Source organism: Pseudomonas marginalis, assembly GCF_900105325.1.
Taxonomy (GTDB): Bacteria; Pseudomonadota; Gammaproteobacteria; order Pseudomonadales; family Pseudomonadaceae; genus Aquipseudomonas; species Aquipseudomonas marginalis.
Window position 1 is genome coordinate 4,425,133 of record NZ_FNSU01000003.1, and the last position, 16,200, is coordinate 4,441,332.

Below are 16,200 nucleotides of genomic sequence, written 5' to 3' on the forward strand. Positions count from 1 at the left end.
ATCTATATTGTTCAAAACCAGGCGGGCCTCCAGGGTGGAGCGGGTTACTCCACCGTCACCGACTTCGCCAGGTTGCGCGGCTGGTCAACGTCGGTGCCTTTGAGCACGGCGACGTAGTACGACAGCAGTTGCAGCGGGATGGTGTAGAGGATCGGCGACAGGGTGTCGTGGATGTGCGGCATGTTGATGACGTGGGTGCCTTCGCCGTTGGTCATGCCGGCTTTTTCGTCGGCGAACACGATCAGTTGGCCGCCACGGGCGCGGACTTCCTGCAGGTTGGACTTGAGCTTCTCCAGCAGTTCGTTGTTCGGCGCTACGGTGACCACCGGCATGTCGTCGTCCACCAGGGCCAACGGGCCGTGTTTGAGCTCACCGGCCGGGTAGGCTTCGGCGTGGATGTACGAAATTTCCTTGAGCTTCAGCGAGCCTTCCATCGCCACCGGGTACTGCGCGCCACGGCCGAGGAACAGAGTGTGGTTCTTGTCGGCGAACAGCTCGGCGACTTTTTCCACGGTGCTGTCCATGGCCAAGGCTTCGCCCAGGCGGGTCGGCAGGCGGCGCAGTTCTTCCACCAGGGTGGCTTCGACGCCAGCAGCCAAGGTGCCGCGAACCTGGCCCAGGGACAGGGTCAGCAGCAACAGGCCAACCAACTGGGTGGTGAACGCTTTGGTGGAGGCCACACCGATTTCGCGACCGGCCTGGGTCAGCAGGGTCAGGTCGGACTCACGTACCAGGGAGCTGATGCTGACGTTGCAGATCGCCAGGCTGGCGAGGAAGCCCAGTTCCTTGGCGTTGCGCAGCGCGGCCAGGGTGTCGGCGGTTTCGCCGGACTGGGAAATGGTCACGAACAGGGTGTCGGGCTGCACCACTACCTTGCGGTAGCGGAACTCGCTGGCGACTTCGACCTGGCACGGGATGCCGGCCAGTTCTTCCAGCCAGTAACGGGCAACCATGCCGGCGTGGTAGCTGGTGCCACAGGCGACAATCTGCACATTGCGCACTTTGGCGAACAGCTCGGCGGCTTGCGGGCCGAAGGCATTGACCAGCACTTGCTTGTCGCCAAGGCGGCCTTCCAGGGTGCGTTGCACCACGGATGGCTGTTCGTGGATTTCCTTGAGCATGAAGTGGCGGAACTCGCCTTTGTCGGCGGCCTCGGCACCGTCGCGATATTGCACGGCTTCGCGTTCGACGGAATTACCGTTCACGTCCCAGATCGCCACGCTTTCACGGCGAATGTCAGCAATATCGCCCTCCTCCAGGTACATGAAGCGGTCGGTCACCTGGCGCAGGGCCAGTTGATCGGAGGCGAGGAAGTTCTCTCCCAGGCCCAGGCCGATCACCAGCGGGCTGCCACTGCGGGCGGCAACCACGCGGTCCGGTTGGCTGGCGCTGACCACGGCCAGACCGTAGGCGCCGTGCAGTTCCTTGACCGTGGCCTTGAGGGCGGTGGTCAGGTCGCTGTGGTCCTTGAGCTTGTGGTTGAGCAGGTGGGCGATGACTTCGGTGTCGGTGTCCGAGGTGAACACGTAGCCCATGCTCTTGAGTTGTTCGCGCAGCACTTCGTGGTTTTCGATGATGCCGTTGTGCACCACCGCCAAGTCACCGGAGAAGTGCGGGTGGGCATTACGCTCGCACGGTGCGCCGTGGGTAGCCCAGCGGGTGTGGGCAATCCCCAGGCGACCTACCAGCGGCTCGCCGGCCAACGCCTGCTCCAACTCGCTGACCTTGCCTGGGCGGCGCATGCGCTCAAGCTTGCCCGCGTTGGTGAAGACGGCCACGCCCGCGCTGTCGTAGCCGCGGTATTCCAGGCGCTTGAGGCCTTCAAGCAGGATGGCCGTTACGTTACGTTCGGCGACTGCGCCAACAATTCCACACATGGTGCTTCTCCTAGATGATTGCCGCGCATATCAGCGTAATGCCGCGGGCTTGGATCTGGTCGCGGGCCTCAAGCGGCAGGCGATCATCGGTAATAAGGGTATGGACGCTGCTCCAGGGCAGTTCCAGGTTGGGAATCTTGCGGCCGATCTTGTCGGATTCGACCATCACCACCACTTCACGGGCGACCTCGGCCATCACACGGCTCAGGCCCAGTAATTCGTTGAAGGTGGTGGTGCCACGCTGCAGATCGATACCGTCGGCGCCGATGAACAGTTGATCAAAGTCGTAGGAACGCAACACCTGCTCGGCGACCTGGCCCTGGAACGAGTCCGAATGCGGGTCCCAGGTGCCGCCGGTCATCAACAGCACCGGTTCGTGTTCCAGTTCGCTCAAGGCGCTGGCCACGTGCAGGGAGTTGGTCATGACCACCAGGCCGGGCTGGTGGCCCAGTTCCGGGATCATGGCGGCGGTGGTGCTGCCGCTGTCGATGATGATGCGGGCGTGTTCACGCAAACGCATCACCGCAGCACGGGCGATCGCACGTTTGTAGGCCGAGACCGGTTGGGCGGGGTCGCCGACCAGTTCCTGAGGCATGGTGATCGCGCCACCATAACGACGCAGCAACAGGCCGTTACTTTCGAGCGCGGCCAAGTCCTTGCGGATAGTGACTTCCGAGGTTTCGAAACGCTTGGCCAGTTCGTCCACGCTGACTTCGCCCTGTTCGTTGAGCAAGGTCAGGATGTTGTGGCGTCGTTGGGGTGTATTTCGTTTCGACATGGCGATGATAAGTTTCGTTTCGAAAGATAAAGAAGGCAATCAAAACCTATTGAGAAGATATCGTCAAGCGTCGGAAACAGATTTTTCAAGCAACGCACGACAAATGTGGGAGGGGGCTTGCCCCCGATTGCAGGAGATCAGTCGACTAAAACATTGACTGAAAATCCGCCATCGGGGGCAAGCCCCTCCCACATTTGGATAGCGCTGCTGATGAGACTGTGGATAACTCAGGTCTTTTTGATTTTGACCGGGCGTTTCCAGCCGTCGATGTTACGTTGGCGTGCACGGGCCACGGCCAGTTGGGACTTATCCACATCCTGGTTGATGGTTGAGCCCGCGGCAGTGTTCGAACCATCGCCGATCGTCACAGGTGCAATCAGCGAATTATTCGAGCCGATGAATACGTCCTCGCCAATGGTGGTCTGGTACTTGTTGGCACCGTCGTAGTTGCAGGTGATCGCGCCAGCGCCGATGTTGCTGCGCGCACCGATCACCGCATCCCCCAGATAAGCCAGGTGACCGGCCTTTGCGTCGTCGCCCATTTGCGCGTTTTTCAGTTCGACGAAATTGCCGACGTGCGCCCTGGCGCCCATCACAGTGCCCGGACGCAACCGCGCAAACGGACCGGCATCGCTGCCCTCGCCCATTACGGCGCCGTCGATATGGCTGTTGGCCTTGATCACCACCCCCTTGCGCAGGGTGCTGTCCTTGATCACGCAGTTCGGGCCAATGACCACGTCGTCTTCGATGATCACGCGGCCTTCAAGGATCACGTTGATGTCGATCAGCACATCGCGGCCCACGGTGACCTCACCGCGGACGTCAAAACGCGCAGGGTCGCGCAGGGTCACGCCCTTGGCCATCAGGCGGCGGCCTTCACGCAGTTGGTAGTGACGCTCGAGCTCTGCAAGCTGCTTGCGATCATTGGCGCCCTGCACTTCCATCGGGTCGTGGGGCTGTTCGGTGGCGACCAGCAGGCCATCACTCACGGCCATCTCGATCACGTCGGTGAGGTAGTACTCGCCCTGGGCGTTGTTGTTGGACAGGCGGCTCATCCAGTCGGCGAGCTTATTGGCAGGCACCGCAAGGATGCCGGTGTTGCCTTCGGTGATAGCCCGCTGGGCTTCACTGGCGTCCTTGTGCTCGACGATCGCCGCGACCTTGCCGTCGGCACCGCGCACGATGCGCCCGTAACCGGTGGGGTCATCCAGCTCAACGGTGAGCAGGCCCATCTGGCCGGGCGCCACATGCTTGAGCAGGCGTTGCAGGGTTTCCACTTCGATCAGCGGCACGTCACCGTAGAGGATCAGCACGGTGTCAGCGGTAATGAACGGCACAGCTTGCGCGGTGGCGTGGCCGGTGCCCAGTTGTTTGTCCTGTAATACGAAATTCAGGTCATCCGCCGCCAGGCGCTCGCGCACCACATCAGCACCGTGGCCGATCACCACGTGGATACGTTGTGGGTCCAATTGACGAGCGCTGTGGATAACATGCCCAAGCATGGAATTGCCCGCGACCGGGTGCAGCACCTTGGGCAAGGCCGAACGCATGCGGGTGCCCTGGCCTGCGGCGAGAATGACGATTTCAAGAGACATGAATGGCTACCAATCCTGGGCGGTCCGGCTTCAGACCAAAGATGTGTTTTGCTAAAAAAGAAAAAGGGTAGCCGAGGCTACCCTTTTTAATCAATCGCGCATAAGCGTCACGGCTTCGCCGCTTACTTCTTGCGGATCTGCTGGAGCGTGCGCAGCTGAGCTGCAGCCTCGGCCAGACGTACAGCAGCAGCGCTGTAGTCGAAGTCCGCACCCTTTTCGTTCAGGGCCTTCTCGGCAGCCTTGACGGCTTCCTGAGCGGAGGCTTCATCCAGGTCGCCAGCACGTTGCACGGTGTCGGCAAGTACCTTGACCATGTTCGGCTGAACCTCAAGGAAACCACCGGAGATGTAAAACACCTCCTTTTCCCCGCCTTGCTTGGTCAGAGTGATCGGACCTGGCTTCAAGCTGGTGATCAATGGCGCGTGGCCCATGGCAATACCCAGGTCACCGAGTTCGCCGTGTGCAATCACCATTTCTACCAGACCGGAGAAGATTTCCCCTTCCGCGCTGACGATATCGCAATGGACTGTCATAGCCATCTGATTGCCTCAACCTGATGAGCGCCCGTTTCCGGGCGCCTGGATTACAGTTTCTTGGCTTTCTCGATCGCTTCTTCGATGCCGCCGACCATGTAGAACGCTTGTTCTGGCAGGTGGTCGTAGTCACCGTTGAGGATGCCTTTGAAGCCAGCAATGGTGTCTTTCAGGGAAACGTATTTACCCGAAGCACCGGTGAAGACTTCAGCCACGAAGAACGGCTGCGACAAGAAGCGCTGGATCTTACGAGCACGGTTTACCAACTGCTTGTCGGCTTCCGACAGCTCGTCCATACCCAGGATCGCAATGATGTCCTTCAGTTCTTTGTAACGCTGCAGCACGTACTGAACGCCGCGAGCGGTGTCGTAGTGCTCCTGGCCGATCACGTTCGGGTCCAGCTGGCGCGAAGTCGAGTCGAGTGGATCGACCGCTGGGTAGATACCCAGGGAAGCGATGTCACGGGACAGAACGACGGTGGCGTCCAAGTGGGCGAAGGTGGTCGCAGGCGATGGGTCGGTCAAGTCATCCGCAGGTACGTATACCGCTTGGATCGAAGTGATCGAACCTTCCTTGGTCGAAGTGATACGTTCCTGCAGAACGCCCATCTCTTCAGCCAGGGTCGGCTGGTAACCTACTGCGGAAGGCATACGGCCCAGCAGTGCGGATACTTCAGTACCGGCCAGGGTGTAACGGTAGATGTTGTCGACGAACAGCAGAACGTCGTTACCTTCGTCACGGAACTTCTCGGCCATGGTCAGGCCAGTCAGTGCTACGCGCAGACGGTTTCCCGGCGGCTCGTTCATCTGACCGTAGACCAGTGCCACTTTGTCCAGAACGTTGGAGTCCTTCATCTCGTGGTAGAAGTCGTTACCCTCACGAGTACGCTCACCCACACCGGCGAACACGGAATAACCGCTGTGCTCGATGGCGATGTTACGGATCAGTTCCATCATGTTTACGGTCTTGCCTACACCGGCACCACCGAACAGACCGACTTTACCGCCCTTGGCGAACGGGCAAACCAGGTCGATAACCTTGATGCCGGTTTCCAGCAGGTCGTTGCCGCCAGCTTGTTCCGCGAACGAAGGTGCTGGACGGTGAATGCCCCAGCGCTCTTCAGTGTCAATCGGGCCAGCTTCGTCAATCGGGTTGCCCAGTACGTCCATGATCCGGCCCAGGGTCGCTTTACCGACCGGTACGGAGATGGCAGCGCCGGAGTCGATAACGTCCAGACCGCGCTTCAAGCCTTCGGTGGAACCCATCGCAATGGTACGAACTACGCCGTCGCCCAGCTGCTGCTGAACTTCCAGAGTAGTTTCCGCGCCTTGTACTTTCAGCGCGTTGTAGATGCTCGGTACGCTGTCGCGTGGAAATTCCACGTCGATAACGGCGCCGATGATTTGAACGATACGTCCGCTACTCATAGCTGGATCCTCTGAATATTTGAACCGTTAAACCGCGGCAGCGCCGCCGACGATTTCCGAGATCTCTTGGGTGATCGCAGCCTGACGCGCCTTGTTGTAGATCAGCTGCAAATCGCTGATCAGATCACCGGCGTTATCGGTAGCGTTTTTCATCGCGATCATCCGCGCCGCTTGTTCAGCTGCGTTGTTCTCGACCACCGCCTGGTACACCTGCGACTCCACGTAGCGCACCATCAAGCCGTCAAGCAGCTCTTTGGCGTCTGGTTCGTAGAGGTAGTCCCAGTGGTGCTTGAGTTCCTGATCCGGAGTCGCCACCAGTGGAATCAATTGCTCCACGGTTGGCTGCTGGGTCATGGTGTTGATGAACTTGTTGGATACCACGGAGAGGCGGTCAATCCGGCCTTCCAGGTACGCATCCAGCATCACCTTCACACTGCCGATCAAATCATTGATCGACGGCTCTTCACCCAGGTGGCTGATAGCTGCAACGACGTTACCGCCGAAGTTGCGGAAAAAGGCCGCACCCTTGCTACCAACAACACACAGATCGATCTCGACGCCGTTTTCGCGGTTTACCGCCATGTCCTTGACCAGGGCCTTGAACAGGTTGGTATTCAAACCACCGCACAAACCACGGTCACTGCTCACTACCACATAACCCACACGCTTGACGGCGCGTTCGATCATGAAAGGGTGGCGGTATTCCGGGTTGGCGTTGGCCAGATGCCCAATTACCTGGCGGATACGCTCCGCATAAGGACGGCTAGCAGCCATGCGCATTTGTGCCTTGCGCATTTTGCTGACCGCCACTTTTTCCATGGCGCTGGTAATTTTTTGCGTGCTTTTGATGCTCGCAATCTTACTGCGAATCTCTTTTGCGCCTGCCATGTAACACCTATCAGGTTAGCAAGCGGGAGCCTTGCGGCTCCCGCTGCGGCTTACCAGGTTTGGGTGGCCTTGAACTTCTCGATACCGGCTTTCATGCCAGCGTCGATATCGTCATTGAAGTCACCCTTCACGTTGATCTTCGCCATCAATTCGGCGTGATCGCGGTTGAAGTAAGCAATCAGCGCTTGTTCAAAGCTGCCGACCTTGGCGATTTCAACGTCGGTCAGGAACCCACGCTCAGCGGCATACAGCGACAACGCCATGTCAGCGATCGACATTGGGGCGTATTGCTTCTGCTTCATCAGCTCGGTAACGCGCTGACCATGCTCAAGTTGCTTACGGGTCGCTTCGTCCAGGTCAGAAGCGAACTGGGCGAATGCGGCCAGTTCACGGTACTGAGCCAGAGCGGTACGGATACCACCGGAGAGCTTCTTGATGATCTTGGTCTGAGCGGCACCACCCACACGGGATACCGAAACACCGGCGTTCACTGCAGGGCGGATGCCCGAGTTGAACATGGCCGATTCCAGGAAGATCTGACCGTCGGTGATGGAAATCACGTTGGTCGGAACGAACGCGGAAACGTCGCCAGCCTGGGTTTCGATGATCGGCAGTGCGGTCAAGGAACCGGTTTTGCCGGTCACTGCGCCGTTGGTGAACTTCTCTACGTACTCTTCCGAAACGCGGGATGCGCGCTCCAGCAGACGGGAGTGGAGATAGAACACGTCGCCTGGGTAGGCTTCACGGCCTGGTGGACGACGCAGCAGCAGGGAAATCTGGCGGTAAGCCACTGCTTGCTTGGACAGATCGTCATAAACGATCAGCGCGTCTTCACCGCGGTCGCGGAAGAATTCACCCATGGTGCAACCGGAGTACGGTGCCAGGAATTGCAGCGCAGGAGATTCCGAAGCACTGGCAGCCACGATGATCGTGTTGGCCAGGGCGCCGTTTTCTTCCAGCTTGCGAACGACGTTGGCGATGGTCGATTGCTTCTGACCGATCGCTACGTAGACGCAGAAAATGCCGCTGTTCTTCTGGTTGATGATCGCGTCGATCGCCAGAGCGGTTTTACCGATCTGACGGTCACCGATGATCAGCTCACGCTGGCCACGGCCGACTGGGATCATGGCATCGACAGCCTTGTAGCCAGTCTGTACAGGCTGGTCTACCGACTTACGCCAGATCACGCCTGGAGCAACTTTCTCGACCGCGTCGGTCTCGGTGTTGCCCAGTGGACCTTTACCGTCAACAGGGTTACCCAGTGCGTCGACTACGCGACCCAGCAATTCCTTACCAACCGGAACCTCCAGGATGCGGCCAGTGCACTTGGCGCTCATGCCTTCAGCCAGACTGGTGTACGCGCCCAATACAACGGCACCTACGGAGTCTTGCTCCAGGTTGAGGGCCATACCGTAGACGCCGCCCGGAAACTCGATCATCTCGCCGTACATAACGTCGGCCAGACCGTGAATCCGCACGATGCCGTCAGATACGCTGACGACAGTGCCTTCGTTACGGGCTTGGGAGGTCACATCGAGCTTGTCGATGCGGCCCTTGATAATTTCACTTATTTCGGAAGGATTGAGTTGCTGCATTGCTCTGCTGCCCCTTCAAACTCAAGATTTCAATGCTTCGGCAAGATTCGCGAGTTTGCCGCGAATCGAGCCATCGATAACCAGGTCGCCGGCGCGAATGACAACACCCCCAATAAGGGATGGGTCTTCCGCAACTTGCAGGCGCACTTCCCGGTCGAGTCGTGCACTGAGAACCTTGGCGAGTTTGTCTTGCTGTTCTTGGTTCAATGCAAAAGCACTGGTCACTTCAACGTCTATCGATTTCTCTTGCTCGGCCTTGTACAGGTCGAACAGAGCGGCAATCTCCGGCAAAAGCAGGAGACGGTCGTTTTCGGCGATGACATTGATGAAGTTCTGCACTTTCACATCAAACTTGTCGCCGCACACTTCAATAAAAGTGGCGGCCTTGTCTGCGCTCGTCAGTCGCGGGGCCTTGAGCACGCGCTGCATGGTGCCGTCTTGCGACACTGCTGCAGCCAGGCCGAGCATGGCTGACCAAGAGGCCAGCTGCTGGTGGGCCTGGGCGTGCTCGAAGGCTGCCTTAGCGTAAGGTCGGGCCAACGTGGTCAATTCTGCCATGATCGCCCTCGCTTAAATTTCAGCAGCCAGTTTGTTAACCAGCTCCGCGTGCGCGTTTTGATCGATTGTGGCACCCAGGATCTTCTCAGCACCGCCGACGGCCAGAGCACCCAGTTGGGCACGCAGCGCATCTTTGACACCGTTCAGTTCCTGCTCGATCTCGGCTTGAGCCTGAACCTTCACACGGTCAGCGTCGATACGGGCTTTTTCAACAGCCTCTTCAACAATCTGGTTACCGCGTTTCTTGGCTTGCTCAATGATTTCGGCTGCTTGAGCTTTCGCTTCGCGCAGTTGCTGACCCGCTTTATCTTGGGCCAACTCTAGGTCGCGAGCTGCTCGTGCGGCAGCGTCCAGTCCATCCGCGATCTTCTTTTGACGTTCGTGCAAAGCCGCGATGACCGGAGGCCATACGAACTTCATGCAGAAAACGACAAAAATCAAGAACGCTAAGGACTGACCAATAATGGTTGCATTAATGTTCACGCCAATACCTCGCTCATTCGTTGCACAACACACCAATCACTCGAAAAACGAGTGATTAACCGGCGAGTTGACCAACGAAGGGGTTCGCGAAGGTGAAGAACAGAGCGATACCAACGCCGATCATGGTCACGGCGTCGAGCAGGCCGGCAACGATGAACATTTTAACTTGCAGCATTGGAACCATTTCTGGCTGACGCGCTGCGCCTTCCAGGAACTTGCCGCCCAGCAGGCCGAAACCAATGGCAGTACCCAGGGCGCCCAGGCCGATCAACAGTGCAACAGCGATAGCGGTTAGACCAACTACAGTTTCCATCTTTCCTCCCGACTTTTACGTCGTATGGTTTAGGTTTTTTAGATTTTAAAGCGGTAAAACAAATCGTTTCATAGCCCTGGTGGGCCACCTTCCCGTTTCACCGGGAAGGACATCAGACTAGTCGAGACTGGCCTTAATGGTTCTCTTCGTGCGCCATCGACAGGTAGACGATGGTCAGCATCATGAAGATGAAGGCCTGCAGGGTGATGATCAGGATGTGGAACACAGCCCACGCCCACTGCAGAACAATGCCCAGGCCGCTAAGCCAGAGCAGGCCGCTGCCGAACATCACAGCGATCAGAATGAACACCAGCTCGCCGGCATACATGTTGCCGAACAGTCGCAGGGCCAGGGAGATCGGCTTGGCGATCAGGGTGACGAATTCCAGCAGGAAGTTCACCGGGATCAGCAGGGCTTGAACGAAGATGTTCTTGCTGCCGAACGGGTGCAGGGTCAGTTCGCCGATGAAGCCGCCGATGCCCTTGATCTTGATGCTGTAGAAAATGATCAACGCAAATACCGACAGGGCCATGCCCAGGGTAGCGTTCGGGTCAGTGGTCGATACGGCACGGAATGGAATGTGCGGGTCGCCGGAAATCGCCATGGCCAACTGAGGGATCCAGTCAACCGGGATCAGGTCGACGGCGTTCATCAGGAACACCCAGACGAAGATGGTCAGTGCCAACGGTGCAATCACCGGGCTACGGCCATGGAAGCTGTCTTTCACGCTGCCATCGACGAATTCGACCAGTACTTCAACGAAGTTCTGCAAAGCACCTGGCTGACCGGAAGTCGCCTTCTTTGCCGCCATGCGGAAAATCAGGACGAAGATCAGACCCAAAGCGACCGACCAGCCCAGAGTATCCAGGTGGAAAGCCCAGAAGCCCATTTCTTTGGCTTCTGCTGCGGAGTGGGCAAAGCCCCAGCCGCCGTTGGGAATCTGACCGAAGGTCAGGTTCTGCAAGTGGTGCTGGATATAGCCCGAAGCGGTTGTTTCTGCCATGGTTGCCTCAAACGCCCTAAGGTTTCGAAAGTCTTGTTTTCATCAGCAGGGGAGCGAACCAGCTGACCAGTTGGGTCAACACGAAGACGCCGAATACAGCCAGCGGCGCCAATGGCTTCACACCTGCAAAGGTCAGTGCAAACAGCACTGCCGTCAAAATCAGTTTCCCCGCCTCGCCGGCATAAAAAGACCGGACGATAGCCTGGGCTGCTCGGGCGCCGGAAAACCGAAAGGCCCTGTGAGCAAAATACATATTGGGCAGCAAGGCTATCAGGCCTCCGCAAAGTCCTGAATATCCGGCTACGACTCCATGCCAGTACCAAAGCGCCAATGCGGCGATCAGCAAGATGACAAATTGAGCCAATAAAACCGGAAAAACAGCCAAGCGATGGAAGGGCAACGTGTTTGGCGTGCGGGTTTCCATCACTCTTGCTCCTCAATAGTCGGCTGCCGGAAATCAATAACTTGGCATAATTTGTGCCGACAAAATGCGCGCAGAGTATAGGGGCGGTTCTGCCCCTATTCAACTGCCGGGTAGTGATTTCCGATCACGCGCTACATAAGCAAATGTTTCAGCGGATGTGGGCAAGGACGCCCTGAAGCTCATCAAGGGAGTTATATCCGATGACCAATTGCCCTTTGCCTTTCTTGCCGTGGCGAATTTGTACCGCAGAGCCCAGGCGCTCGGCCAGGCGCTGCTCGAGACGCGCGATATCCGGATCAGGTTTGGCCGTTTCGACCGGTGCAGGTTTGCCGCTGAGCCACTGGCGAACCAGGGCCTCGGTCTGACGAACGGTGAGCCCTCGTGCGACAACGTGTCGCGCCCCTTCAACCTGTTGATTTTCCGGCAAACCGAGCAAAGCACGGGCGTGGCCCATCTCGAGGTCGCCATGGGACAACATGGTCTTGATGACTTCCGGCAGCGCGATCAGGCGCAGCAAGTTGGACACGGTGACACGGGATTTACCCACGGCCTCGGCGACCTGTTGCTGGGTCAGCTGGAATTCCTGCTGCAAACGCTGCAAGGCGATCGCTTCCTCGATCGGATTGAGGTCTTCACGCTGGATATTCTCGATCAACGCCATGGCGATGGCGGTTTCATCCGTTACATCGCGCACCATTGCCGGGATGGTGTCCTTGCCTGCCTGCTGGCTGGCGCGCCAGCGGCGTTCACCGGCAATGATTTCAAAGCGGCCGCCGCCGATCGGGCGCACCACAATCGGCTGCATCACGCCCTGGGCCTTGATCGAATTGGCCAGTTCCTCCAGCGCCTGGGGGTCCATGTCCCGGCGTGGCTGGTATTTGCCGCGCTGGATCAGGTCCAGGGGCAGGTGCTGCAGCTCGCGTTCGTCAGCCTGCACCGCTTGTTCTTCAAGCGATGTGACGGTCGGACCACTCAGCAGTGCATCCAGTCCACGTCCGAGACCTCGTTTCTTGACGGCCATGGGGATTCCTTAAGTTGGCTGGGCTGCAGCGGTGCGTGAGTTGCGGCGTTGACGACGAACCATCTCGCCGGCCAATGCCAGGTAGGCAATGGCACCACGGGATGATTTGTCGTACGCCAGCGCGGGCATGCCATAGCTTGGCGCTTCGGCCAGGCGGATGTTGCGTGGAATCACGGTGTCGTACAGCTGGTCGCCAAAGTGTTCCTTGAGCTGCGCCGACACATCGTTCATCAGGCTCAGGCGCGGATCGAACATGGTCCGCAGCAGGCCTTCGATCTGCAGGTTCGGGTTGAGCAGCTCGGCGATACGCTTGATGTTATCCACAAGGTCGCTCAACCCTTCCAGCGCGTAGTACTCGCACTGCATGGGGATAATCACCCCATCGGCAGCCACCAATGCGTTAAGCGTGAGCATCGACAGCGACGGTGGGCAGTCGATCAAAATGTAGTCGTAATTCTCGCGGATCGGTGCCAACGCGCTGCGCAGACGGCTTTCCTTCATCTGCATTTCCAGCAGCACCACTTCCGCCGCAGTCAAATCGCGGTTGGCCGGCAGCAGTTGATAACCGCCATGCTCGGAGTAGTGCATGGCCTGGGCCAGGTCGCACTCGCCAATCAGCAAGTCGTAGACCGAGTTTTCCAAGCCGTGTTTATCCACACCGCTACCCATGGTGGCGTTGCCCTGTGGATCGAGATCGATCAACAGCACCCGGCGCTTGGTGGCGACCAGGGATGCTGCGAGGTTGATGCAGGTGGTGGTTTTGCCCACGCCACCTTTCTGGTTCGCTATCGCGAATACCTTAGCCATTCTTGCTTGTGTTCCCAATCATGCCGTGCGGCGCAGTATCAGCAGATGGCGTTGGCCTTGGCAACCGGGTACGGCCAAGGCATGTTCGCTATCGAGGTGGAAGTCTGCCGGCAATGCTAACAGCTCATCGCTTGGATGGACGCCCTTCATTGCCAGCCAGCGGGTGTCGCGGTCGCCCAGGTGACGGGTCCAGTTGCTGAAGTTCTCCATGCTGCTGAACGCCCGGGAAACAATTCCGTTGAACGGCAGTTCAGGCGTGAAGGCTTCGACGCGACTGTGGATAACTTGCAGGTTATCCAGCTTGAGTTCGAGCTTGACCTGGGTCAGGAAGCGGGTTTTCTTGCCGTTGCTGTCCAGGCAGGTCACTTGCGATTCAGGAAACAGGATAGCCAGTGGGATGCCAGGCATACCGCCACCACTGCCGACATCGAGCCAACGACCGTTTTCGATAAACGGCATCACGCTCAGACTGTCGAGCAAGTGACGGGAAACCATTTCGTCGGGATCACGCACAGCCGTCAGGTTGTAAGCCTTGTTCCATTTGATCAACAGGGCCAGGTAACCCAGCAGCAAATCGTGCTGGGCCTCGGTCAAGTCCACGCCCAATTGGCGCGCACCTGTGGATAACTCTTCGGCGTGTTGCGAGGTGACCAACGAACTCAAGCGCTTTGCTCCAACTGACGGCCCGCGCCGCGTTTTTTCAAATGAATCATCAACAGCGAAATAGCTGCAGGGGTGACGCCCGGGATACGTGAAGCCTGGCCGAGGGTCTCGGGGCGAGTTATCCCCAGCTTGCTTTGGATTTCTTTCGACAATCCGGAAATACCGGTGTAGTCGATATCCACAGGCAGCCTGGTGTCTTCACTGGCGCGCAGACGAGCGATCTCGTCCTGCTGGCGGTCAATGTAACCGGCGTACTTGGTCTTGATTTCGACCTGCTCGGCAACCTGTGGATCATCGGCGCCGCCGCCGGTCACTTCGACCAGACCGGCGTAGTCGATTTCCGGACGGGACAGCAGGTTCAGCAGGTTGTATTCATGAGTCAGCGGCGTGCCGAATTTTTCCGCAATCGCGTCGCCCTGCTCGGTCCCGGGGCGAACCCAGGTACTTTTCAGGCGCTGCTCTTCAAGCTCGATGCTTTCGCGTTTTTTGCAGAAGGCCGCCCAGCGCGCATCGTCGACCAGCCCCAGTTCACGGCCTTTTTCGGTCAGGCGCAGGTCGGCGTTGTCTTCCCGCAGGATCAGGCGGTATTCCGCTCGGGAAGTGAACATCCGATACGGTTCCTGGGTTCCCAGGGTAATCAGGTCGTCGACCAACACGCCGATATACGCTTCATCGCGACGCGGGCACCAGCTGTCTTTGCCTTGTGCACGCAATGCGGCGTTGGTCCCGGCCAGCAAACCCTGGGCGCCGGCTTCTTCGTAGCCGGTGGTGCCGTTGATTTGCCCAGCGAAGAACAGACCGCCGATAACCTTGGTTTCCAGGCTGTACTTCAAATCACGCGGGTCGAAGTAGTCGTATTCGATGGCGTAGCCCGGACGCACGATGTGTGCGTTTTCCATGCCGCGAATCGATTGCACGATCTGGATTTGCACATCGAACGGCAGGGAAGTGGAAATCCCGTTCGGGTACAGCTCATGGGTAGTCAGGCCTTCGGGCTCGATGAACACCTGATGGCTTTCCTTGTCGGCAAAGCGGTGGATCTTGTCTTCGATCGACGGGCAGTAACGTGGGCCAATACCTTCGATCACCCCGGAGTACATCGGCGAACGGTCGAGGTTCGCGGCAATGATTTCGTGAGTGCGCGCATTGGTATGGGTAATCCAGCAGCTCACCTGTTTGGGGTGTTGCTCCTTGGAACCCATGAACGACATTACCGGAATCGGTGTATCGCCAGCTTGTTCAGTCATCACCGAGAAATCCACGGAACGCCCGTCGATACGCGGTGGGGTCCCGGTTTTCAGGCGACCGACGCGCAGCGGCAATTCGCGCAGGCGTTTTGCCAGGGCAATCGACGGCGGATCACCGGCGCGGCCACCCGAATAGTTCTGCATGCCGATGTGGATAAGTCCGCCGAGGAACGTACCGGTGGTCAACACCACGGATTCTGCGAAGAAACGCAGGCCCATTTGGGTGACAACACCGCGAACCACGTCCTGTTCGACGATCAAGTCATCGGCGGCTTGTTGAAATATCCACAGGTTGGGCTGGTTTTCCAGGGTTTCGCGGACCGCGGCTTTGTACAGGATGCGGTCTGCCTGGGCCCGAGTGGCACGCACGGCCGGGCCTTTGCGGCTGTTGAGCACGCGAAATTGAATACCACCCTTGTCGGTAGCCTCGGCCATCACGCCACCAAGGGCGTCGATTTCCTTGACCAGATGGCTTTTGCCGATCCCACCAATGGCGGGGTTGCAACTCATGGCGCCGAGGGTTTCCACGTTATGCGTCAGCAACAGGGTTTTTACGCCCATGCGTGCTGACGCCAGTGCTGCCTCGGTACCGGCATGACCGCCGCCGATGACGATCACTTCAAAACGGGAAGGGAAATCCACCACGCACCTCGTGCCTGCTTATGTAGGTAATCAGGAATTGTTTGTTGAAAGGGTTTTGGAGCTTTGGCGGCAAGTATAGGGACTTCGCCCTTCCTAAAGAACCCTTTGCACAAAATTTAACCAGCTGTGGATGAATCACAGACAATAGAAATTAAAAGAGAGAAATTTATTAAATCTTTGTTTTTATGTTTATTTCTACTGGGCACCGTTTCTGTGGATAGATCTCTACAGGCCTTTATTTACAATGTGTACAGCGATTCAAAAGTCTGTGGTCATGTGCCAATGAGGCCCTTGGATAAGTGCTTTAAGCCTGTGGATTAAACAGGTGGTTATCCACAGATGGGTT

16 protein-coding genes are annotated in these 16,200 nt (G+C 58.0%); all 16 read right to left on the reverse strand.

Going from position 1 to position 16,200, the window contains the following annotated elements; all coding sequences use genetic code 11:
* Window positions 1-44: 44 nt before the first annotated feature.
* The 16 genes from glmS to mnmG all read right to left on the reverse strand — a co-directional run bounded on the left by glmS (window position 45) and on the right by mnmG (window position 15,854).
* On the reverse strand, window positions 45-1,877 hold the full coding sequence (gene glmS / locus BLW22_RS29935; protein ID WP_074848068.1) for a glutamine--fructose-6-phosphate transaminase (isomerizing): 1,833 nt from the start codon (window positions 1,875-1,877) through the stop codon (window positions 45-47).
* A gap of 10 nt (window positions 1,878-1,887) precedes the next feature.
* On the reverse strand, window positions 1,888-2,655 hold the full coding sequence (locus BLW22_RS29940; RefSeq protein ID WP_027608178.1) for a DeoR/GlpR family DNA-binding transcription regulator: 768 nt from the start codon (window positions 2,653-2,655) through the stop codon (window positions 1,888-1,890).
* 227 nt (window positions 2,656-2,882) lie between these two features.
* Window positions 2,883-4,250 (reverse strand): bifunctional UDP-N-acetylglucosamine diphosphorylase/glucosamine-1-phosphate N-acetyltransferase GlmU, encoded by a 1,368-nt coding sequence (gene glmU / locus BLW22_RS29945; protein ID WP_074848070.1) that lies wholly within the window; start codon window positions 4,248-4,250, stop codon window positions 2,883-2,885.
* A 122-nt stretch (window positions 4,251-4,372) separates the two neighbouring features.
* Window positions 4,373-4,789, reverse strand: a complete 417-nt coding sequence (locus tag BLW22_RS29950) for a F0F1 ATP synthase subunit epsilon (protein ID WP_003177061.1) — start codon at window positions 4,787-4,789, stop codon at window positions 4,373-4,375.
* Between the two features lie 44 nt (window positions 4,790-4,833).
* The gene (atpD, locus tag BLW22_RS29955; protein WP_003177062.1) at window positions 4,834-6,210 is read right to left on the reverse strand and encodes a F0F1 ATP synthase subunit beta; all 1,377 of its coding nucleotides are present in this window, start codon (window positions 6,208-6,210) and stop codon (window positions 4,834-4,836) included.
* A gap of 27 nt (window positions 6,211-6,237) precedes the next feature.
* On the reverse strand, window positions 6,238-7,098 hold the full coding sequence (gene atpG, locus BLW22_RS29960; protein ID WP_003195829.1) for a F0F1 ATP synthase subunit gamma: 861 nt from the start codon (window positions 7,096-7,098) through the stop codon (window positions 6,238-6,240).
* A 50-nt stretch (window positions 7,099-7,148) separates the two neighbouring features.
* On the reverse strand, window positions 7,149-8,693 hold the full coding sequence (gene atpA, locus BLW22_RS29965) for a F0F1 ATP synthase subunit alpha (protein WP_003177064.1): 1,545 nt from the start codon (window positions 8,691-8,693) through the stop codon (window positions 7,149-7,151).
* Between the two features lie 21 nt (window positions 8,694-8,714).
* Complete coding sequence (locus tag BLW22_RS29970) at window positions 8,715-9,251, reverse strand: F0F1 ATP synthase subunit delta (RefSeq protein ID WP_065926802.1); 537 nt, start codon at window positions 9,249-9,251, stop codon at window positions 8,715-8,717.
* Window positions 9,252-9,263: 12 nt separating this feature from the next.
* Window positions 9,264-9,734 carry a F0F1 ATP synthase subunit B gene (locus BLW22_RS29975; RefSeq protein ID WP_008439543.1) on the reverse strand — a complete coding sequence of 157 codons (471 nt, stop codon included), beginning with the start codon at window positions 9,732-9,734 and terminating at the stop codon, window positions 9,264-9,266.
* A 55-nt stretch (window positions 9,735-9,789) separates the two neighbouring features.
* A complete protein-coding gene (gene atpE / locus BLW22_RS29980) occupies window positions 9,790-10,047 on the reverse strand; it encodes a F0F1 ATP synthase subunit C (protein ID WP_002555987.1) in 258 nt (85 codons plus the stop codon).
* Between the two features lie 133 nt (window positions 10,048-10,180).
* Window positions 10,181-11,050, reverse strand: a complete 870-nt coding sequence (gene atpB, locus BLW22_RS29985; RefSeq protein ID WP_074848072.1) for a F0F1 ATP synthase subunit A — start codon at window positions 11,048-11,050, stop codon at window positions 10,181-10,183.
* A gap of 16 nt (window positions 11,051-11,066) precedes the next feature.
* The gene (locus BLW22_RS29990; RefSeq protein WP_010565865.1) at window positions 11,067-11,474 is read right to left on the reverse strand and encodes a F0F1 ATP synthase subunit I; all 408 of its coding nucleotides are present in this window, start codon (window positions 11,472-11,474) and stop codon (window positions 11,067-11,069) included.
* A 148-nt stretch (window positions 11,475-11,622) separates the two neighbouring features.
* Complete coding sequence (locus tag BLW22_RS29995) at window positions 11,623-12,495, reverse strand: ParB/RepB/Spo0J family partition protein (RefSeq protein ID WP_027608174.1); 873 nt, start codon at window positions 12,493-12,495, stop codon at window positions 11,623-11,625.
* Between the two features lie 9 nt (window positions 12,496-12,504).
* Window positions 12,505-13,302: a ParA family protein gene (locus tag BLW22_RS30000; protein ID WP_016978715.1), complete on the reverse strand. Its 798-nt coding sequence runs from the start codon at window positions 13,300-13,302 to the stop codon at window positions 12,505-12,507.
* A gap of 18 nt (window positions 13,303-13,320) precedes the next feature.
* Window positions 13,321-13,965 (reverse strand): 16S rRNA (guanine(527)-N(7))-methyltransferase RsmG, encoded by a 645-nt coding sequence (gene rsmG / locus BLW22_RS30005; RefSeq protein WP_065926803.1) that lies wholly within the window; start codon window positions 13,963-13,965, stop codon window positions 13,321-13,323.
* Window positions 13,962-15,854, reverse strand: a complete 1,893-nt coding sequence (gene mnmG, locus BLW22_RS30010) for a tRNA uridine-5-carboxymethylaminomethyl(34) synthesis enzyme MnmG (RefSeq protein WP_027608172.1) — start codon at window positions 15,852-15,854, stop codon at window positions 13,962-13,964. The genes rsmG and mnmG overlap by 4 nt, the downstream gene beginning before the upstream one ends.
* Window positions 15,855-16,200 lie beyond the last annotated feature (346 nt).

Bases quoted from the DNA above. Each gene is read 5' to 3' on its own strand.
- glmS (WP_074848068.1), bottom strand. From the start codon at position 1,877: ATGTGTGGAATTGTTGGCGCAGTCGCCGAACGTAACGTAACGGCCATC.
- BLW22_RS29940 (WP_027608178.1), bottom strand. From the start codon at position 2,655: ATGTCGAAACGAAATACACCCCAACGACGCCACAACATCCTGACCTTG.
- glmU (WP_074848070.1), bottom strand. From the start codon at position 4,250: ATGTCTCTTGAAATCGTCATTCTCGCCGCAGGCCAGGGCACCCGCATG.
- BLW22_RS29950 (WP_003177061.1), bottom strand. From the start codon at position 4,789: ATGGCTATGACAGTCCATTGCGATATCGTCAGCGCGGAAGGGGAAATC.
- atpD (WP_003177062.1), bottom strand. From the start codon at position 6,210: ATGAGTAGCGGACGTATCGTTCAAATCATCGGCGCCGTTATCGACGTG.
- atpG (WP_003195829.1), bottom strand. From the start codon at position 7,098: ATGGCAGGCGCAAAAGAGATTCGCAGTAAGATTGCGAGCATCAAAAGC.
- atpA (WP_003177064.1), bottom strand. From the start codon at position 8,693: ATGCAGCAACTCAATCCTTCCGAAATAAGTGAAATTATCAAGGGCCGC.
- BLW22_RS29970 (WP_065926802.1), bottom strand. From the start codon at position 9,251: ATGGCAGAATTGACCACGTTGGCCCGACCTTACGCTAAGGCAGCCTTC.
- atpE (WP_002555987.1), bottom strand. From the start codon at position 10,047: ATGGAAACTGTAGTTGGTCTAACCGCTATCGCTGTTGCACTGTTGATC.
- atpB (WP_074848072.1), bottom strand. From the start codon at position 11,050: ATGGCAGAAACAACCGCTTCGGGCTATATCCAGCACCACTTGCAGAAC.
- BLW22_RS29990 (WP_010565865.1), bottom strand. From the start codon at position 11,474: ATGGAAACCCGCACGCCAAACACGTTGCCCTTCCATCGCTTGGCTGTT.
- BLW22_RS29995 (WP_027608174.1), bottom strand. From the start codon at position 12,495: ATGGCCGTCAAGAAACGAGGTCTCGGACGTGGACTGGATGCACTGCTG.
- BLW22_RS30000 (WP_016978715.1), bottom strand. From the start codon at position 13,302: ATGGCTAAGGTATTCGCGATAGCGAACCAGAAAGGTGGCGTGGGCAAA.